The organism is Candidatus Bandiella numerosa, assembly GCF_029981845.1.
In the GTDB taxonomy this organism is placed as follows: Bacteria; Pseudomonadota; Alphaproteobacteria; order Rickettsiales; family Midichloriaceae; genus Aquirickettsia; species Aquirickettsia numerosa.
The window spans coordinates 1,334,263-1,353,594 of the sequence record NZ_CP104164.1 but is presented as its reverse complement, the minus strand read 5'-3'; the positions used below and the strand labels follow the sequence as shown (position 1 = coordinate 1,353,594).

Below are 19,332 nucleotides of genomic sequence, written 5' to 3'. Positions count from 1 at the left end.
TTAAAAAATAAGTTAATTCCGTTGGCAATTTTGGCAAAAATATGTTGCTCTTTGATGATAGTAATTTTTCACAATTAATTCATTGCAGTAAAAGCATTTTTGATTTTCTTTATTATACACTTTGAAAGAATTTTGAAAATTTCCTAGCACACCATCTGGTGCAATATAATCCTTTAAGCTGGAACCACCAGCATTTATTGCATCATTTAGAATTTTCTTAGTACATATAACGATAAGTTCAATTTCTTTTAAGGTAAGAGTTTTTACTGGTTTTAAAGGATAGAGCTTAGCTGAATATAAAATCTCATTTGCGTAAATATTTCCAATTCCAACTACGTTCCGTGAATTCATCAAAAAATCTTTTAATAATGTGTTTTTATTATGAATTTTAGCTTTAAGGTACTGTGTATTAAATTGATCTGAGAGGGGGTCAATTCCTAAATTTTTAAATAAATTGTATTTTTCTATGTCAGTAGTTTTAATCATAGTAACTAAGCCAAATCTTCTAGGGTCATTATATATTAAGCTTTTGTTATCAGAGAGGTGAAAGATTACATGATCATGTTTTTGCGGGCTTAAATTAGTAATATTTTGTAATAATAATCTACCAGACATCCCTAAGTGAATTATTATGGATTTTTGTAAATCTGTGTGGATGATTATATACTTTGCTAATCTTGTTACCTCTAATATATTTGCACCAGTGAGTTCTTCGGAAAAATTTTTAGGGTAGGGTATTCTGAGATTATGGTGACTCCTCAATATTTTTATAATTTTCTTACCTGGAAGAATTTTTTTTAATCCACAAACAACAGTTTCTACTTCAGGAAGTTCTGGCATTTTGCATTATAATATATTTAGCATCACTAATATCCTTTTTGATTTGATTTTTAAGTTTATCAAGGTTTTTTAGGTTTCGCTCAGGGCGAAGGAAGCTTATAAATTCTATCGTAATATTTTTTCCATAAATATCATCATTAAATTCAAATATGTGTGTCTCTAAAGTAATTGTTTTATCATTTAAAACCGTTGGTTTTATTCCAATATTTGCAACTCCAAAGTAACTAGTATGTTGCATATCATCTATTATAACTTTTACTAAATATACTCCGTTTAGTGGGTAAACATAATTTTGGTCTAGTTTGATATTTGCTGTTTGAAATCCTAAGGTTCTTGCTAATTTTTTGCCATAAATGACATTTCCTGTGATAAAATACCTTCGCCCCAAAATTTTATTAGCAGTTTCAATCATACCACTTGATAGCAAATTTCTTATTTTGGAGGAGGAAACCTCAATAAAATCTTTATCAAACTTATCCACAACGTTGTATATGAATCCATATTGTTTTGAAGTGGTTTTTAAAAAATCAGTATTGCCTAATCTATTTTTACCAAAGAAAAAATTATAACCACTTATAACACCTTTAACTTTGAACATCTTAATTAAAATGTCTTCCACAAATTTATCATGAGGTATATTAATAACTTGATTATTGAATTCTAAAATAAATAAGTGAGCGATATTTAAATCTCTAATTAAGGAAATTTTTTGTACGTTATTATATATAAGTTTTTTCTTCCCATCTCCGTTTATGAATTGGCTAGGATGAGGATGAAATGTGAGTATGGCAGGAGTGAAATTATGTTTTTTGGCCAAATCGATGCATCGATTGATTATTTTTTGATGTCCAAGGTGCACACCATCAAAATTTCCAATTGCTAAAATTAAGTCATTAAAACTTATATTTGAATTGATATTACAGTTATGAACAATCATTATAATGTTAACTCCAAATCTTTGTTGCTAATAATAGCTCCTATGTGTTTTGCGCATGAATTTGTTATTATCCTACCTCTTGGAGTTCTATTAATGAATCCAATTTGGAGTAGATAAGGCTCTATTGTATCTTCGATTGTATCTTTTTCTTCTGATAATCCTGCTGCTATGGTATCTATTCCGACCGGTCCACCGTTATAATTATTTATTATGAAATGTATATATTTATAATCTAAGTTATCCAATCCTATAGAATCAATGTGCAGTTGCTCTAATGATGATTCGACTAAACCAATATCTATAAAATCGGTTTTATTATAATTGGCATAGTCCCGTATTCTTTTTAATAATTTTACTGCAATCCTTGGAGTACCTCTAGAACATCTAGATACTTTTTCTGCAGCTTCTTGAGAAATTTTTATGTTAAAAATCATTGCAGCTCTTTTAATAACATGTTCAAGTTCAGTGATGGTATAAAAATCTAGCTTAAATGTTATGCCAAATCTATCTCTTAGAGGGTTAGTTAATAATCCTAACCTAGTTGTTGCCCCCACTAAAGTAAATTTTGGCAAATTGATTTTGACAGTTCGTGCAGCTGGTCCATCTCCAATTATTAAATCTATATAAAAATCCTCCATAGCAGGATAAAGAACTTCTTCAACAGAAGAGGCCATTCTATGAATTTCATCAATAAAGAGTATGTCGTTTTCCTCAAGATTTGTTAAAACTGCAGCTAAATCTCTAGTTTTGCTTAGCATAGGTCCTGATGTAATTTTTATGTTAGAGTTTACTTCTTTGGCTATGATTTGAGCTAAAGTTGTTTTTCCAAGCCCAGGTGGCCCATGAAATAATACATGATCTAAAGATTCATTTCTAAACTGTGCGGCACCTATAAATACCTTTAGATTTTGAATTATTTTCTCTTGCCCAATGAATTCTTCTAATTTGCTAGGTCTAATACTTACTTCATTGATGTCATCTATATTTACTTTATCTCGTATAATTTCGCTGCCTTTAATTTCCATAGCCTCATTTTTGAATCTCTAATTTTCCGTCATTTAAACAATAAATTTTATCAGCATTTTTTGCAATATTCATATCATGTGTGACAACTACAGTAGTGATTTTATGCTCTTTTGATATTTTTTCCAATATTTTTGCTATATTATTTTTATTTTCAGTATCTAAATTTCCAGTTGGTTCATCTGCTAAGATTAATTTTGGTTTGTTAATCAGGCTTCTTGCAATTGCGATTCTCTGTTGTTCACCACCTGATAGCTGATTTGGATAACTGTGTAATTTATTTCCTATATTGAGTTCGTCAAATAATTTTTTCGCTTGAGCAATAGCTTTTTTCGTGGAAATTCCCATAATATTTTGGGGTAAAACCACGTTTTCCAAAGCTGTGAAATCTGGTAATAAATTGTAGGACTGGAATATAAAACCAATAAAATCTCTCCGCAAAATAGTTTGTTTATTTTCACCAATCTTGCTGCAATCCATTTTATCAATCTTGATTGAACCACTGGTTGGAATATCAAGTAATCCCATAATCTTTAGTAGAGTACTTTTGCCAGAGCCGGATGGTCCAACTATGGATAAAAACTCACCCTGTTGAATTTCCAGGTTAATACCCTTTAATACTTGATAATGCTCTTTGTCAAATAAATAGCTCTTGGTTATATCCTTTAAAGATATTAAAGTCACATCATAAATAATTAACTGGTTAGCTTTTTCTCGTTAAATATTACGTGTTTTCTTAATACTGGGTCATATTTCTTAAAAGTTAACTTCTCTTTAAGTTGCTTTGGATTTCTTTTCTTAACGAAATAATATCCGCTTCCTTCACTACTAACTAATTTCACTAAAACTGTATTTTTCTTAGCCATAAAATTACTTTTCAATTATTACTTTAATCTGCATTATAACCAATGTTTTTTAATCTTCAACTTTTAACATGTTCCAATACTTAGTATAAATGTCTATATTACTACCTAAGTCATTATGCAATATACTTTTTTTAATGACTTCGCTATCAGGAAATATTGCTTTATTATTCTGTAAATCAGGATTTAACAAAGTTTTAGCCGCCATATTTGGTATACTTAAACCATTATTCTCTATTATCTCTTTTGCTATATCTGCCCTATAAATAAAATTTATAAACTTATAGGCGTTTTCTTTATTTTTAGCATTTTTTAATATTACAAAACTATCCATTGAAAAAATAGCTCCTTCTTTGGGATAGATAAATTTTAAATTTTTATCCTCTAATAGTGCTCCATAGGCATCATCATTCCACTGCATGCCTATTATAACATCTCCACTTAAAAAATATTTTTTTGTAGATTCAGCTGAGAAAAGATTTATATTTGGAAGAATTGACTTTAGCTTTATGTAGGCATTTTTTATTTCTTCTTCATTTATAGTATTAACATCGTACCCTAATAGATTTAGTCCTATATGAAAAACCTCTCTAACATCGTCTAATAATAGAACTTTATTCTTATATTGCGGATCAAATAAATCAGACCAGCTATCAATCTTATTCTTTATAAAACTGCTATTATACATAATTCCTGTAAAATACATAGAATATGGCATGCTAAATTTATTTTCAGGATCAAAGCTTAAATTTAGTGCATCTTTGTTTATATTTCTAAAATTTGGTACTTGAGATTTATCCAGCTCCTCAAGCAAGTTATCTTTAATCATTTTTTGCATGAAATAAGTAGAGGGAAACACAATGTCATAGCTAGGTCGTTTGCCTAGTAACTTTAATTTTGCATACATAGTTTCATTATTTTCGAAAGTAGAAAGTGCAACATTAATGCCAGTTTCTTTTGTGAATTTTGCTATAATATGATCAGGAATCCCATTGGACCACCCATATATATATAATTTATTAGCAAAAGCCAAAATAGAATTAAAGAATAATACTATAAATAAAACAATCCGGATCATCTTAATCATCTTTTTTCCTTAATAAAATTTGTGATAACATTATCAAAAAAACAGAAATTAGCAACATTAAAGTGCATATTGCATTAACTTCTGGCTTGGTACCCATTCTAGCTAAAGAAAATATTGTTAGTGGCAAAATTTCATATTGTGGACCACTTACAAAATAACTAACCAGCACATCATCTAGCGATAATGTAAAGGCAATTAAGAAGGCTGCAATTATATTTGGCGAAATAATTGGAATTATCAATTTTTTCAAAATATCATAGTCACTTGCTCCCAAATCTCTTCCTACCTCAATGATATTTTTATTTAGTCCCCTAAATCCAGAAAATACAGTGATTGTGGCAAAGGGTAAAGCTAATGTTATATGAGAAATCAACAACGTATAGAAACCTAGTTCAAAATCAAACAAAATAAATAATAATAACAGACTTATTCCCAAGATAATGTCCGGGAACATGATCATTATTTGAATAAAAAAATAAATAATTTTGCGACCAAAATATGTATATTTATAAAAACTAAATGAGGCAATTGTTGCAACGATTGATGCGCACGTTGCTGATAAAAATCCTAAAATTAAAGAATTTTTCATAGCTTCAATTAGAACAAAATTATCAAAAAGCTTAATATACCATTGAAGTGTAAAACCTTCCCATTTAATTGAATGCGTCGAATAATTAAAAGAATTTATTACCAGCATCGTTATTGGAAAGTAGAGTATTAAAAGAAAAATACTTAGATATAGCAATTTCAATTTTTTTTCCATTATTTACTTACATGAAAATTAATTTTATAATTCTCTCTTTGAAATATAATTCCAAAAATAACTATCAAATAAAGTATAACACTAATAGCGCTAGCTAAGTTCCAATTGTTATTAAGTAGTATTTGATCCTTAATTAAATTGCCTATCATAACAGTTTTTGAGCCACCTAATAAATCTGATAGGTAAAACATCCCAAGCGATGAAAGTAATACCATAGAACAACCTGATATAACTCCAGTGCTACTCAAAGGTAGTATGATTTTTAAAAAAATGTCAGTTGAAGAGGCACCTAAATCTTTTGCAGATTCAATTAATGAATATTCAATTTTTCTTAGAGATAAGAATATTGGTATTATCATGAATGGTATTAAAGTATATACGAAGCCAAAGATTACAGCACCGTTGCTATAAAGCATATTAAGGGGTGAATCTATTAATCCAATTGCTAATAAGAGTTGATTTAAAAAGCCATTCAATTTTAGAATAAAAATTATTGAATAAGTTCTAATCAATGAGCTAGTCCAAAATGGAATTATTATTGCAATAAGTAAAAAATATTTTATAAATTTATTTTTTTCTCTATACATTATAAATGCATAGGCATATCCAAATATTAGACATAGTGCTACACTGATTATTCCAATTTTTAGTGAATTAAAATAAACTTTTAAAAAAAGTGGCGAAAGGGCTTGAGAAAAATTTTCTAAGGTGAGGCTAAAATTTATTAATTGTTCTGGATCTCTTTTTGTAAAACTAATTAGAATTATTAGTAGATTTGGTGCAATAGTGGTTATAAAAAGCCATAATATTGTGTTTATAATGACTGCTTTTCTAAAAAGGCTATCGTTCTTCATTTTTCAAAATTACCTCCCAACCATCAATCCAATGAACTGTGATATTTTCTCCAATCTTGTAATCAAAATCTGCGTCATCTTCGTCAAAAAATTCACTAGCTTTTATTTTTTTTCCACTCTTGAGGACAATTGATGAATCAAGTGTCGCACCTTTATAGGTAGTGTCTTCAATTTTTCCAATAAAGACATTTTTTAAGGTTTTAGAATCTTTTATAGTCTCAGTTCTTAAATCTTCAGGCCTAAATAGGAGTTTTACTTTATCTCCTACTTTGAAATTTTCATTACTCTTTGTCGTGTAGGTAACTTCGTTTTCAACATAAAGAGTAATTTTATTGTTAGAAACTTTAGTAATTTCTGCATCAAAAACATTTATTTCACCAACAAATTGGGCAACAAATAAGTTGCTTGGTGTTTCATATACATCTCTTGGAGTGCCAATTTGTTCAATTTTCCCATCGCTCATCACTATAACTTTATCTGCTACAGATAGTGCTTCCTCTTGGTCATGAGTTACAAATATGAATGTAATTCCTAGATTTTTTTGCAATTTTTTAAGCTCAACTTGCATCTTTTGACGTAATTTTTTATCAAGTGCGCTTAGAGGTTCGTCTAGCAAGAGTATATGAGGTTTTTTAATTATAGCTCTTGCAATTGCAACTCTTTGCTTTTGCCCACCGGATAATTGATCGGGAGTTCTAAGTAAAAATTTTTCCAACCCAACTTTTTTTGCAATTTGAGAAACTTCATTTTTAATATAATCCTTGGATTTACCTTCAACTACCAAACCAAACGCTATATTATCAAATACGTTCATATGAGGAAATAAGGCGTAGCTTTGAAAAACTGTATTAACTTTTCTATTTGAGGGTGAAATGTTATTAACTTCTAGGTTATTTATAAAAATACTTCCTGAATCAGGTTTTTCAAACCCTCCTATTAACCTTAGAATTGTTGTTTTGCCACATCCAGATGGTCCAAGTATAGCTACAAATTCACCGTTATTTACTGAAAAATTAACGTTTTTAATTATCTCTTCTCCTTGGTAGTTTTTGTGGATGTTTTTGAGATTTAAAATTGGAAAATTATTTTTCAATTTATAAATGACCTCCAATACTAAAATTTTAAAAAAAGCCCGATTGAAATTTCAATCTTCATCAGAGGACTTCACTATACTTATTTTTTTATATTTATCAAAACAAAAATAAACAAGAATGCTATTTTTAACATTCTTGTTTTTCAGATCAGAGTTCTTCTTTTACGTCTTGCTCAACTCCTTTGCTATTTAATTCAGTATTTTGCACTAACTCATCATAATATTCATCTGCCGAACATATATCCAGTTGCGTAAAATTTTTTAAAACACATTGTGCTTTGGTAGTATTATAATAATCAAATGTGGAATTTACATTTGCCTCTTCATTCGCTGGCATATCTGGTGTAGGTTTTTGCGAATTCATTACATAATTCACTGCGTATGCAATATCATCAATGACCTTATTAGGAATACTTAATGTGCGCTCTGGAGTCCAAGCGAATTCATCTTTATAGCGTTCATCTATATAACACATATCATCTGTATAGAATTCTATACCTTTTTTAAAGCACTGTGTTTTATTGCAGTAAAAATCTTTATCTTCTAAAAATATCCATATAGATGCACTTACCAACCCTGTAACTTTCAAAGTTGTTGCAATTTGACCTAATAAATTATTTATATTTAGTATAACATTAAGTTCAGCATCATTGCCCCAAATGTAAGTTTGGGCAAATTTAAGCACAGCATCAACGCCTTCAATCATAGTAAGTGATGTATATAAGCCTATCATATCTGCATTATTAATAGTAGCACCGACCTCTGGTTTAAAATATTCATATAATCCATTGTTTACTGCGCCTATAAATAAAATTTTACCATTTAAAGTGCTTTTCGATATTCCATATTTAATTGCACCAGCAACCACTCCACCAGTTACCTCATGTAGTTTAGAATTTTCAAAATAACCATTGATGCTTTTTCTCAAAGCATATGCAATGGTGGATCCAATTATTGGATATAATATGGGTCCTCCTAAAGTAAAACTTACTATACCATCAAGCAATATGGCATCTTTTAATGCTGGAAGAGAATTCTTTGCTAAATGAACGCTAAAATCGGCAATTTCAGGGCTTAAATTATTGCGTGTTACGTTGTATATATTTTCAAAAACTGAAGTCTTATATTCATATAGTACCCATTCTTTAGCATATTCTGATACAGCGTTAGCCAATGGTTCGTATGCATATGAATTAAAAAAGTATGTAGCTGAATATGCAAATGTTGCTTTACTCATTGTTATTGTTGTCGCTAAGGTTAGCGTCTTCAGTGTATTAATAATAGGCATGATTTTTTACCGTTAAAATGTTATAGTACGTTTATGTAGGAGAGTTTTGGGGGTATAATTCAGAAACCTGACTAAATAATACGGTAGCTAAGTTTATAAATTGGCCTTAGATAAGACATAAACCTCTGCATAATGAAATTACAATGAACACACTTTGCCAGAGCGTCTTGCATGCTATAGACTAATGTGTGTTTAATTTTCATATTAATGCTTATGGCTAATTAGTTTGGTCGCAATTATACAAAGTATTTAATAAATAGGCAACATATTTTTACTAAAAAGTATTAAAATTAGGTATTTTTACTAAAAAATATTACAATTAGGCCAATAAAGAAACGTAAATTCAAATTTATAAGTTGAGGCTATTACTCAATATATAGCTCGTTGATTTAAGTAATTTTGTGGTTATAATCTGTGTTATAAGTTTTAGAGTATAAGATGCGTTTATTAATAATAGGGGATTTAAAAGGGCACATGATCAATGCTGCCAAATTAGCTAAAGAGCAAAATGCTAAGATTTTGCATGCTATAGATTTTAATTCAGCTATGATAACACTGAGGAGTGGGAAGAATATTGAGTTAATAATGATTGATTCTGAAATGAGCATCAAAGAATTAAAATCTGCACTTGAAAATGAACATTTTTCAATTCCCATTGTTTCTTGTGGCCTTTCTAATAACCCTAAAAGAGCTGCTGAAAGTATAAAGGAAGGCGCGATTGAATACATATTGCTTCCACCGAATAAAGATGTGATAGCTACTCTATTTTCAATAATATCAAATAATTCAGAGAGTGAAGAAGAGATAATTTGTTTTTCGCAAAAAATGGCAAAAGTTATCTCAATCGCTAAGCAAATAGCTCCATCAATTGCTAATGTTTTGATTTCAGGTCAGTCTGGAGTTGGTAAGGAGGTAATTGCAAAATTGATACATAAGCACAGCAAAAATTTTATAAATGAATTGGTGTCTATAAATTGTGCTGCAATTCCGGAAAATTTGTTGGAATCAGAAATGTTTGGACATGAAAAAGGTGCGTTTACTGGAGCAGTAGAAAGAAGAATTGGAAAATTTGAGCAGGCAAATAATAGTACGCTTTTTCTAGATGAAATTAGTGAAATGGATTTAAGGTTACAGGCTAAATTACTTAGGGCTGTGCAGGAAAGAGAAATATTTAGAGTTGGTGGGAATGAACCGGTTAAACTTAATATTAGAATTATAGCTACAACTAATCGCAATTTGATTTCAGAAGTCAAAAAAGGCAATTTCAGAGAAGATTTATTTTATAGATTGAATGTTATACATTTAGAGGTGCCGAAACTAGCTGATAGGATTGAGGATATAAAACCTTTAGCGGAATATTTCCTAAAAAAATATTGTAAAATAAATAATTTAGATCTTAAAACTTTCGATGAATCTGCTTTGCAAAAACTAAAATTACATTCATGGTCAGGTAATGTTAGAGAACTTGAAAATACCATTCACAGAGCTGTATTGACTTGTGCTAATGTTAAAATTGAAGATAGACATATATTGTTGATAGATGTTTCTGATGAGGGTGATATTGAATCCTTAGAGATAACTGAAAAAAGAGCTATAGATAGGGCTATGTCTAAATATGATAAAAACTATGATTTAATTGCTAAAGTTCTAGGCATATCTATTAGTACATTACAAACCAAATTAAAACAATATTACGAAATTAGTCTAAATGACTAATTTTATTGATAAAAAGTGCAAATTAAGTGAAAATATGATATGTAGATTACAAATTTTGCTTGGTGTGTGTTATGGCTTATTTAACAAATGGGGCTCGGCCTTTAAAAATTGCTTTAGGAACTGATAACTTTAAAGAGATGGTTACACAATACGATGTGTACGTTGATAAAACTCTGTTTATCAAAGAAGTATTAGATAGTAGTGAAAAGACAATGCTTATTACTCATCCTAGAAGATGGGGTAAGACATTAAATCTTAATATGCTAAAATTATTTTTAGAGCCTGAAACAGAGGAATGTAAAAAAACTTATTGGACAGGGAATAATTATTTATCAAATCTTTGGGAGCTAGGCAGGAGTTATTGGGGTGAAAAAAAAGTGGCTTGTAATAAAGATATATTTTTAGGTAACAAACTTGCAATATCCAGTGTAGATAATGGTCATTATATGAAGTATCAAGGAAAACATCCAGTGATATTCATAACCCTAAAAGATATAACTGGAGATACAATTGAAGAAATAACAAATACGTTAAAGATAGAGGTTAAAACTTTATATAGGGACTTTAGATATATTTTAGATAGTAATGAATTGCATGAGGATGAAAGGAAAGATTTTAACAAATACATAGATATTGATTATGATGATAAAAAGATTACTCTAGAAAATAGTATAAAGTTTTTATGTGAATTATTGCATAAGTATCATGGAAATAAGGAAGGAGAAGAGGTATATATATTGGTGGATGAGGTTGATAAACCAGTTAATGCTTTTTTAGAAAAAAATCTAGGTAAAAAGCAGGATCTAGAACAAAGTAAGTTAGTAACAGAAATTTCCAAGCTTATTTCCCAGACGCTATGCTCGCCCTTAGCTAAAACCAATAAGCACGTAAAAACTCTAATACTTACAGGAATATTTGACACAATTCATAGAGAAGCTGGTTCTGGTTGTAACAATATCTCACCATATGGAATTTCCGATACAAAATTTAGTAAGAATTTTGGTTTTTCAGAGGGGGAGGTGAAAAAATTAATTAGTCAATTTTCTTTTGAAAATAATGAAGATATTTTTCACAAAATTACAAGTTGGTATGATGGGTATTATATTCCTGTAGATAAAGGAATTTATAGTCGTGCATACACACCGTGGGCTGTTATGAAGTATCTAAATGCTGCATATTCAAATAGTGATTTGGTCCCACAAAATTACTGGACAAAAAGTGGGGCAAGCACAATTTTACAACGTTTATTTACTAAAGAGAAATGTTTAAATAGTACATTAAGTCTCAAATTGTTAGAGTTATCAGATAAAGCAACTTTCAGATTAAAGTTTGATAATAAAATTTCGTTATTTAAGTATGATTGGTATATAGGTGCTGATCATGAGGAGTTTTTTTCATACTTGTTATTAAATTCTGGTTATTTAACGATGAAAAAAGACGGTGATGAATTTATATTTTCTATACCTAATGCAGAATTATTAGAGGAATTTAAAAGTGTAATTTCAAAAAATGATGAGGATTGTAGCGTAATATTTGGCAACCTAGCGAAGCCTAATTACCTGATAAATCCCAATTATGTAAAGGCTCTTTCTTTGATTAAATAAGATAACTCAAGCGGGATTATTTCAGAAATTAATCTAGGTAATGTTAAGTGCAACGATAATATTATGAATTTTAACTTTTTGCAATTATCAATTATTTTTTCAAAAAAAGCTGTGTTTGAGGCATTGCAAAATTCAGCAAAATGTCGGAAGGAATTAAATGAATATAAAGATAAAGTTTTTGAACTAAGCGCATTAGATTATGCATTTATTTTAGAAAGAAGTGAGTTTATGGACTATTATAGAAATGATAGTAATTCAGTTACTACTCTAGTTAAATTACAAGATAATTCTAAGTTAATGCATAGCTTATGTCATTCTATAGTCTACTTGTTGAATGGTACAGTTTCAGAATTTTTATGGTCAGGAAGCCTTAGCTTTTTGACATTTAAGACACTTGGTATTATCGCATCATATAATGCTGGTGCAGTTGCAGTTGCTGGTGCTGGTGTTGCAGTTGCTGCAGACGCAGACGTGGGATTATCTAATCGTTGCCTTAGTCACCTTAAAGACCTTGCCATATTTACAGTATTTATTTCTAGACCAATTATAGAATCAGTAAAATTTATTACTTTTTCAAACTGTAAAAAAATATTTGAATATGAAGCAATCAATATTACTTCACCAAGGGATTTTGATTCACTTAAACAATATGAAAAATATCTTATGGAAGAAGGAGGAGCTTTGAATGCTTACGTTACTGCCAATGGTGAATGTAATCAGAAAGATGAAAAACTAACTGAGCTCAAGGCTAATATTTTTCAAGGTACTTATTATCCCAATGAAACAATAACATTTATTCTATGTGAAGAAGTGCATAAGCATCAAGCTGACGAGCTATAATTTATTTTTACGTAAACCTGCTTGCCATATCTACATTTTCCCAGGAAAAATTTTTATCTTTTCTGCCAAAGTGTCCATATGCTGCAGTATCTAAGTATTTTGTATTTTTTAGATTTAAGGTATCTATGATACCTCTTGGCGTTAAGTTAAAATGTTTTTTTATGAGATTTATAAAGAAAGAATCTGGATGTTTACTAGTTCCAAATGTATTGACGTAAATTGATAAAGGTTCTGAAATTCCAATTCCATAGGACAGTTGTATCTCGCACTGGCTTGCAAGCTTTGCAGCCACAATATTTTTTGCTATATATCGTGCCATATAGCTAGCTGATCTATCTACTTTGCTCGGATCCTTGCCAGAAAAAGCGCCACCTCCATGTCTAGCGTAGCCACCATATGTATCAACGATTATTTTTCTTCCTGTTAAACCGCAATCTGCGTAGGGGCCGCCAACAATAAAGCTTCCACTTGGGTTAATAATATATTTTGTGTTTTCATCAAGGTATTTTGCAGGTAAGACTTTTTTGATAATGTCATTGATTATAGTCGTTCTTATTTGCTCTTGAGGAATATTTTTATCGTGTTGAGTAGATATTAACACACTATCTATTCTTGACACAATGTTACCTTCATATTGAACCGTTACTTGACTTTTTGCATCAGGGGCAAGCCAATCTATTGAATTAGATTTACGTTTTTTTGATAGTTCAATTAACAAATTATTTGCAAAATATATTGGTGCTGGCATGAATGTGTCTGTCTCATCACAGGCGTATCCAAACATTATGCCTTGGTCACCAGCTCCTATGCATTCATTGGATTTATCAAAAACACTATTATGGATTTCAGTAGATTGCTTGGAAATTAAATTAATTATACTAATTCTGTCGGGATCAATATTGTGTGAAATATCTTTGTAGCCTATGTTTTTAAAAACATCATGGATTGTTTTTTCCAGATCAACCCAAACATTGGTATTAATTTCTCCTGAAACAATAACAAGAGAATTTTTTACCATCGTTTCACACGCAACTGCACAATTTTTATCATTTTGCAATATTTCGTCTAGGATTGCATCTGATATTTGGTCAGCTATTTTATCTGGATGCCCTTCAGATACTGATTCTGATGTAAAAAATTTCATTGATTAGACTTTAGTAATATTCAAATAAATCCTAAGCTTGACTGGCAAATTGTTTTATTTTCTTTAAGGCAGATTCCTCAATTTGTCTAATGCGTTCGCTAGACACATTGTATTTCTTGCTTAAAATGTCTAATGTAATTGGAGTTTCAGATAATCTTCTTTGCTTTATGATTTCCTGTTCCCTCTCATTTAAAGAGGCAATTGCATTTTTTAAAATATTGATCCTCAAGTTATTAATCTGTTTATCAGCTATCTTTTCTTCATGAGTTTCTGTAGTATCTGATATCGTATCAATAAATTCTGCACCTTCTTCAGAACCTAATCTTTCGTTTAACGAAACTGTTTGGTAACTATTTTCTAAAATACTATCAGTTTTTTCAAATTCGTTATCTTTAGTATCAAATTTCTTCTTGAAAGTAGCTACGCTTGAGAAAAGTTTTTTTTGTAGAACTCCAGAACCAATTTTAACCATAGACCAAGACTTAACTATATAGTCTTGTATACTGGCCTTAATCCACCACATTGCATAAGTTGAAAGTCTATTTCCTTTTTCTGGTTTAAATTTTTTCACAGCTTTCATTAATCCAATGTTTCCTTCAGATATTATGTCCATCAACGGCAATCCATAATTGCGGAATTTTAAGGCCATTTTAACCACAAGTCTCAAATGCGAAGTAACTAATTTGTGAGCAGCTTCTAAGTCTTTATTTTTTATCCATGAGTCTACTAGAGCACTTTCTTCCTCTTGCGAGAGCATAGGAAAGCTCTTCACTTGTTGCATATAAGACGAAAGACTCAATTCCGTTGATGTTGAAGGTAGATTGAATTCACTCATAGTTATTTACACTATCTGTTTTCTATTACTAATATAGTTAATAAAAATTAATACACAAGGGTATTTTAAGTTAAATTGCCATAGAATTGCAAGTGTTTTTCTAAGTATTTTTTTTCGATATCGTCTAAAAATGGGGATAAAGAGTTGTTTACTTTTTGATGATAGGACAGTAGCCATTTTTTTTCATGAGTAATCAATAATTCTGTATTGATTAAATTATATGCAATAGGAGCTAAAGTCAGCGTTTCAAATTGCAAGAAGCCTTTGTCATTATCAACTGCTTTTACAAGCACTATATTTTCAATTCTTATTCCATATTTTTCTGGGATATAATATCCTGGCTCTATGGTCACAATCATATTATTTTTTAATTCTTGGTAATTACATTTGTTAATACCCTGTGGTCCTTCATGAACAGATAAATAATGTCCAACTCCATGCCCAGTGCCATGTGGATAATCTAAAGAATACTTCCACAAAAATTGTCGTGCTAATGCGTCTATTTGTGATCCAGAAGTATTTTGAGGAAAAATTAAGGTACTAAGATGAATTAACCCTTTTAGCACTAAAGTGTAATACAATTTTTGTGGAGTCGATGGAACGCCTAAGCATAAAGTTCTTGTTACGTCAGTTGTACCGAATTCATATTGACTGCCACAATCTAACAAAAACAAATTATCAGCTCCAACCTTTGAATTATCGCCATCATAAGGGTTGTAATGTATTATTGCACTGTTTTTGCCAAAGGAGGAAATAGTTTCAAAACTTTTGCCTTTAAATAGAGGATTTTGTTTTTTAAAATATGATAACTTTTTATCGATATCAATTTCAGTCACTTCTTCACCAGCATTAATTTGCACTTCCAGCCAGCTAAACAATTTTGTTAAGGCAATCCCATCTTGAATGGTTGCATATTTTATGCCAGCTACTTCAATATTATTCTTGATTGATTTTGGTAGGATGCAAGGATTTTTATCAATAAGCAGATTATTTTTTTGAAAATTATCAATAAACCAAATTGGAGTTTGGGAATGGTCAAGTTGAATAGTTTTATTTTGATTATCTAGTTCTAAAAACCTACATTTAATATTTTCGAAGGGAAGTAATTTTATGCTAGGATAACTACTTTTTATTTTCTTTAAATTGCTAAAAATTTCTATATCTCCTTGCTTACTGATTAGACAATAGGCCATTATTAAAGGAGTGTATTTTAAATCAATACCTCTGATATTTAAAAGCCAACAGATGCTTTCAGGTGATGTGATTAATATGTAGTCTGCTTTTAATTTGTCAATTAATTTGCTTATTTTTTGGGTTTCTGTTTCCGAAGTGTATTTTGCATCAAGTATTAGCGGAGCCTTAGTTTTAAAATTCCTATCTCTATTCCAAATTGCATCTATTAAATTACCTTCTAAAGGTACCAATTTAATATTTGCAACATCTTTAATATAGAGTTTTGAAAAATTTTCTAATGCCCATTTGCTAAAAATAAAAGGATCATATCCTACTGAAAAGTTGGAGCTGATTATACTGAATATTTTATTAAAAATATCATCAGCATCTTGTATGTTAAATATTAGGTAATCATCAGATAATTGGTTCTTAGCCTGAATTAAGTATCTACCATCTGTGAAAAGGTAATTTTTATCTTTCGTTATGAGGGCTAGACCGTTTGAGCCACTGAAATTTGTTAACCACTTTAATCTCTGAAGGCATTCAGGAGAATATTCATTTTGAAATTCGTCATAACTTGGTACTAGATAAGCGTCTATGTTGCGAGTTTTAAATGAATTTTTTAACAAATTTACTTTTTCCATACTATTTATACTAGGTCTTCCTTGAATTAATTTTTCAGTCTAGATTATTATTTTTGTTAGTTAATAATGCAATGTCTTATTTTTTAGAATCAAGGATACAGAATATTCTAAACAAAATCATTAAAACAAATTTTAAAATTTTTCTACAAAAATCTTTTTACACCTTACATCCAAACACACCATTCATAAATAACTGGCATATAGATTTGATCTGCGAATATTTAAAAGCTCTAGAAAACGGAGAAATCAAAAGGCTTATAATAAACATGCCTCCAAGATACCTTAAATCATTTTGTGTAAGTGTGTCATGGCCAGCTTGGTTACTTGCACAAGATTCATCCAAGAAGATTATTGTAGCTAGCCACAGCATGCAACTTGCCAAAAAATTATCGTTGGATTGTAAGACAATAATAAATTCAAATTGGTATAAAGGTATTTTTGATACATCAATTTCCAATAAACAAAATACAAAAGAAAAATTTTGTACCACAGATCATGGTTTTAGGATTGCCTGTTCAATTACTAGCAATATAACGGGTGAGGGTGCTGATTATTTAATTGTTGATGATCCTTTAACGCCTTCTCAAGCCTTTAGTAAAAAAAAACTTGCGAAAGTTAATGAGTGGTTTTCCAGCACATTTTTAACTCGTTTAAATAATAAAAAAAATGGTGCCATTATAGTGGTTATGCAACGTTTAAATAGTAGCGACTTATCTGGATATTTGCTTAAAAATAAAAATTGGGAATACCTAAAAATACCCATTATATCTGAAAATGACCAGGCTATTTCGTTTAAAAAATTTAATTATTTTAGAAATAAAAATGAATTGCTTTGTGATAAAAGAGAGGGAGTAAAAGAAGTTGATTTTCTAAAAAAAGAATTGGGATTACATGCTTTTTCAGCACAATATCAACAAAATCCAATTAGTATGCAAAGTCAATTCATTGATAAAAAATGGATTCAGAAATATTCCAATGCTCCAAATTTTAATTGCATATATCAAAGCTGGGATACAGCAATTAAGATTGGTAGTGCAAATGATTATAGTGTTTGTACATCTTGGGGTGTGACCAATAACGCATACTATTTAGTTGATGTATTTAGAAAAAAGTTAAGCTATCCTGATTTAAAGCAGATGATTGTGGAAAAATATAATGAGTATAAACCAAATGGTGTTATTATTGAGGATAAGGCTAGTGGTCAACAAATAATTCAAGATATTAACTGCATTTCAAAGATACCAATCATTAAATTTTTACCTGAGAAATCAAAATTAGTTCGATTTATGTTAACTTTAAACATTATAGAAGCAGGTAAATTATACCTTCCTAAAGATTCATCTTGGTTAGTTGACTTTGAATTAGAACTTTTTTCGTTTCCAGAATCTCATCATGATGATCAAATAGATTCTATGGTACAGTTTCTTACATGGTATAAAAATTTTAACAATTTTAATTTTAAAATAAGAAAGTTGTGACGTTAAGTGCAATTAGATTAATCAGAGTTAAACAATTTTCAGCCAGGATAATTGCTACTTATACATAATAACCAATTTGAATACTCTCTAATAAAATGTTGTATTATTTATTAATTCTTAATTAAAAAATTTAGCGTACAAAATAACTGTCCCTTTAAATCTATTGAGTATAATTGTGGTTCTTGATATAAAGAGATTAAAATTTCTATAATTGATTTATAAACAAAAACCGTATTTTCTATATTTAATATTTTACCTATATGAGTTAATATTGGCAATTCTTCAATTAAATAATTATTCTCCATTATATTTAAAGCATCAAAATCAGTTGCATATGATTCTATAATTGCTTTAGTTGTAGCTTGATATAATCTTCTAAATTCCTCATTTTCTTGTAAAAGATTTTTATAATGAGATAACACATTTTTGTATATGGTATTACTTTTTATGTCAGATAATTTTATTATTGCATTGCGTTGTTTTTCTTCATCCTTTATTCCCAGCATTTCTAAACTTTTTATAATTTTATTGTATAAATAATTATCTTGCTTTCTTACTTTTTGTTTTGCTTTACCTTCGCTATATACCTAATTGTACAAAATTATAATAAGAAATTTTATCGGGGATAAATATCTGAAACGATCTAAATTGGGTATTTGCACAATTTATCAATGTAGTTATATTTTCTTCCGAAAAAAAACTATTAAATGGGCTAATACCTAGTATACAATGACTTTTTTCTAATAGGTTATTATCTATATACATAGGATATGTTTGATCTATTCCTACATTTTTAATCAAGTTATTCATTTTTTATACATATTTTTTTTTGTAAAGTTACTGATATTGTTATACCAGTTTCTTCAATGTTATTATCAGAACTAATCACGCCTTGGTGTGCGGAAATTATCTCCTTACATAATGACAATCCTAACCCCATACCATGCTTATGAGAATTGCTAGTCATTAAAAATGGTTCAAATATTAAATTAAGCTGCTCTTCTGGAACTCCTATTCCACCATCTTTAAATAAGATTTTAATAAAATCATCTTTTGTATATACGTGTATTGATATTGGAGAATTATTATCAGTGTATTTGATGGCATAATTTATTTCAAAGGTAGTGCCGAAGAACTTGATATTTAGGAG

19 protein-coding genes and 1 pseudogene are annotated in these 19,332 nt (G+C 29.6%); 4 read left to right on the top strand and 16 right to left on the bottom strand.

The features are described from left to right. Nucleotides 1–12 precede the first annotated feature (12 nt). From mutM to N3Z17_RS06415, 10 genes are all read right to left on the bottom strand, one after another. Nucleotides 13–840, bottom strand: coding sequence for a bifunctional DNA-formamidopyrimidine glycosylase/DNA-(apurinic or apyrimidinic site) lyase (gene mutM, locus N3Z17_RS06460; protein ID WP_282471895.1), 828 nt, complete (start codon nt 838–840; stop codon nt 13–15). Beyond that, entirely contained in the window at nt 824–1,777 is a 954-nt protein-coding gene (locus N3Z17_RS06455; RefSeq protein ID WP_282471894.1) for a bifunctional riboflavin kinase/FAD synthetase, read from the bottom strand. The genes mutM and N3Z17_RS06455 overlap by 17 nt, the downstream gene beginning before the upstream one ends. Next, on the bottom strand, nt 1,777–2,802 hold the full coding sequence (ruvB, locus tag N3Z17_RS06450; protein ID WP_282471893.1) for a Holliday junction branch migration DNA helicase RuvB: 1,026 nt from the start codon (nt 2,800–2,802) through the stop codon (nt 1,777–1,779). The genes N3Z17_RS06455 and ruvB overlap by 1 nt, the downstream gene beginning before the upstream one ends. 4 nt (nt 2,803–2,806) lie before the next feature. After that, on the bottom strand, nt 2,807–3,484 hold the full coding sequence (locus N3Z17_RS06445; protein WP_282471892.1) for an ABC transporter ATP-binding protein: 678 nt from the start codon (nt 3,482–3,484) through the stop codon (nt 2,807–2,809). Between the two features lie 11 nt (nt 3,485–3,495). Beyond that, nucleotides 3,496–3,666 (bottom strand): 50S ribosomal protein L33, encoded by a 171-nt coding sequence (gene rpmG, locus N3Z17_RS06440; protein ID WP_236869926.1) that lies wholly within the window; start codon nt 3,664–3,666, stop codon nt 3,496–3,498. Nucleotides 3,667–3,715: 49 nt separating this feature from the next. Further along, nucleotides 3,716–4,741, bottom strand: a complete 1,026-nt coding sequence (locus N3Z17_RS06435) for an ABC transporter substrate-binding protein (protein WP_282471891.1) — start codon at nt 4,739–4,741, stop codon at nt 3,716–3,718. Nucleotide 4,742: 1 nt separating this feature from the next. After that, a complete protein-coding gene (locus N3Z17_RS06430) occupies nt 4,743–5,339 on the bottom strand; it encodes an ABC transporter permease subunit (protein ID WP_282471890.1) in 597 nt (198 codons plus the stop codon). A 173-nt stretch (nt 5,340–5,512) separates the two neighbouring features. After that, complete coding sequence (locus tag N3Z17_RS06425; RefSeq protein WP_282471889.1) at nt 5,513–6,367, bottom strand: ABC transporter permease; 855 nt, start codon at nt 6,365–6,367, stop codon at nt 5,513–5,515. Continuing rightward, nucleotides 6,354–7,460 carry a spermidine/putrescine ABC transporter ATP-binding protein PotA gene (potA, locus tag N3Z17_RS06420; protein WP_282471888.1) on the bottom strand — a complete coding sequence of 369 codons (1,107 nt, stop codon included), beginning with the start codon at nt 7,458–7,460 and terminating at the stop codon, nt 6,354–6,356. Before potA ends, N3Z17_RS06425 begins: the two co-directional genes overlap by 14 nt. Nucleotides 7,461–7,608: 148 nt before the next feature. Continuing rightward, nucleotides 7,609–8,748, bottom strand: a complete 1,140-nt coding sequence (locus N3Z17_RS06415) for a hypothetical protein (RefSeq protein WP_282471887.1) — start codon at nt 8,746–8,748, stop codon at nt 7,609–7,611. A 438-nt stretch (nt 8,749–9,186) separates the two neighbouring features. On the opposite strand from N3Z17_RS06415, the gene N3Z17_RS06410 reads away from it, so the two are divergent. The 3 genes from N3Z17_RS06410 to N3Z17_RS06400 all read left to right on the top strand — a co-directional run bounded on the left by N3Z17_RS06410 (nt 9,187) and on the right by N3Z17_RS06400 (nt 12,908). Beyond that, entirely contained in the window at nt 9,187–10,464 is a 1,278-nt protein-coding gene (locus N3Z17_RS06410) for a sigma-54-dependent transcriptional regulator (RefSeq protein ID WP_282471886.1), read from the top strand. A 71-nt stretch (nt 10,465–10,535) separates the two neighbouring features. Next, on the top strand, nt 10,536–12,068 hold the full coding sequence (locus tag N3Z17_RS06405; RefSeq protein WP_282471885.1) for an AAA family ATPase: 1,533 nt from the start codon (nt 10,536–10,538) through the stop codon (nt 12,066–12,068). A 63-nt stretch (nt 12,069–12,131) separates the two neighbouring features. Next, entirely contained in the window at nt 12,132–12,908 is a 777-nt protein-coding gene (locus tag N3Z17_RS06400; RefSeq protein ID WP_282471884.1) for a hypothetical protein, read from the top strand. A 7-nt stretch (nt 12,909–12,915) separates the two neighbouring features. Here the strand turns inward: N3Z17_RS06400 and metK are convergent, their stop codons facing one another. From metK to N3Z17_RS06385, 3 genes are all read right to left on the bottom strand, one after another. Next, nucleotides 12,916–14,052 (bottom strand): methionine adenosyltransferase, encoded by a 1,137-nt coding sequence (metK, locus tag N3Z17_RS06395; protein ID WP_282471883.1) that lies wholly within the window; start codon nt 14,050–14,052, stop codon nt 12,916–12,918. Between the two features lie 31 nt (nt 14,053–14,083). Next, nucleotides 14,084–14,887, bottom strand: a complete 804-nt coding sequence (locus N3Z17_RS06390; protein WP_282471882.1) for an RNA polymerase factor sigma-32 — start codon at nt 14,885–14,887, stop codon at nt 14,084–14,086. A 65-nt stretch (nt 14,888–14,952) separates the two neighbouring features. Next, nucleotides 14,953–16,704 (bottom strand): aminopeptidase P family protein, encoded by a 1,752-nt coding sequence (locus N3Z17_RS06385; RefSeq protein ID WP_282471881.1) that lies wholly within the window; start codon nt 16,702–16,704, stop codon nt 14,953–14,955. Between the two features lie 71 nt (nt 16,705–16,775). Between N3Z17_RS06385 and terL the strand changes: the two genes are divergently transcribed. Beyond that, nucleotides 16,776–18,182, top strand: a complete 1,407-nt coding sequence (terL, locus tag N3Z17_RS06380; protein WP_282471880.1) for a phage terminase large subunit — start codon at nt 16,776–16,778, stop codon at nt 18,180–18,182. Between the two features lie 110 nt (nt 18,183–18,292). Here the strand turns inward: terL and N3Z17_RS06375 are convergent. From N3Z17_RS06375 to N3Z17_RS06370, 3 genes and pseudogenes are all read right to left on the bottom strand, one after another. Next, a pseudogene (locus tag N3Z17_RS06375) lies at nt 18,293–18,754 on the bottom strand (tRNA-dependent cyclodipeptide synthase); the annotation flags it as partial. A 7-nt stretch (nt 18,755–18,761) separates the two neighbouring features. After that, nucleotides 18,762–18,947 (bottom strand): tRNA-dependent cyclodipeptide synthase, encoded by a 186-nt coding sequence (locus tag N3Z17_RS07665; protein WP_410519606.1) that lies wholly within the window; start codon nt 18,945–18,947, stop codon nt 18,762–18,764. Between the two features lie 37 nt (nt 18,948–18,984). Continuing rightward, nucleotides 18,985–19,284 (bottom strand): sensor histidine kinase, encoded by a 300-nt coding sequence (locus N3Z17_RS06370; RefSeq protein WP_282472642.1) that lies wholly within the window; start codon nt 19,282–19,284, stop codon nt 18,985–18,987. Between the last annotated feature and the right edge of the window lie 48 nt (nt 19,285–19,332).

Bases quoted from the DNA above. Each gene is read 5' to 3' on its own strand.
- N3Z17_RS07665 (WP_410519606.1), bottom strand. From the start codon at position 18,947: ATGTATATAGATAATAACCTATTAGAAAAAAGTCATTGTATACTAGGT.
- N3Z17_RS06410 (WP_282471886.1), top strand. From the start codon at position 9,187: ATGCGTTTATTAATAATAGGGGATTTAAAAGGGCACATGATCAATGCT.
- N3Z17_RS06385 (WP_282471881.1), bottom strand. From the start codon at position 16,704: ATGGAAAAAGTAAATTTGTTAAAAAATTCATTTAAAACTCGCAACATA.
- N3Z17_RS06390 (WP_282471882.1), bottom strand. From the start codon at position 14,887: ATGAGTGAATTCAATCTACCTTCAACATCAACGGAATTGAGTCTTTCG.
- ruvB (WP_282471893.1), bottom strand. From the start codon at position 2,802: ATGGAAATTAAAGGCAGCGAAATTATACGAGATAAAGTAAATATAGAT.
- N3Z17_RS06435 (WP_282471891.1), bottom strand. From the start codon at position 4,741: ATGATCCGGATTGTTTTATTTATAGTATTATTCTTTAATTCTATTTTG.
- mutM (WP_282471895.1), bottom strand. From the start codon at position 840: ATGCCAGAACTTCCTGAAGTAGAAACTGTTGTTTGTGGATTAAAAAAA.
- N3Z17_RS06405 (WP_282471885.1), top strand. From the start codon at position 10,536: ATGGCTTATTTAACAAATGGGGCTCGGCCTTTAAAAATTGCTTTAGGA.
- N3Z17_RS06425 (WP_282471889.1), bottom strand. From the start codon at position 6,367: ATGAAGAACGATAGCCTTTTTAGAAAAGCAGTCATTATAAACACAATA.
- N3Z17_RS06455 (WP_282471894.1), bottom strand. From the start codon at position 1,777: ATGATTGTTCATAACTGTAATATCAATTCAAATATAAGTTTTAATGAC.
- N3Z17_RS06415 (WP_282471887.1), bottom strand. From the start codon at position 8,748: ATGCCTATTATTAATACACTGAAGACGCTAACCTTAGCGACAACAATA.
- N3Z17_RS06400 (WP_282471884.1), top strand. From the start codon at position 12,132: ATGAATTTTAACTTTTTGCAATTATCAATTATTTTTTCAAAAAAAGCT.
- rpmG (WP_236869926.1), bottom strand. From the start codon at position 3,666: ATGGCTAAGAAAAATACAGTTTTAGTGAAATTAGTTAGTAGTGAAGGA.
- N3Z17_RS06430 (WP_282471890.1), bottom strand. From the start codon at position 5,339: ATGAAAAATTCTTTAATTTTAGGATTTTTATCAGCAACGTGCGCATCA.
- terL (WP_282471880.1), top strand. From the start codon at position 16,776: ATGTCTTATTTTTTAGAATCAAGGATACAGAATATTCTAAACAAAATC.
- metK (WP_282471883.1), bottom strand. From the start codon at position 14,052: ATGAAATTTTTTACATCAGAATCAGTATCTGAAGGGCATCCAGATAAA.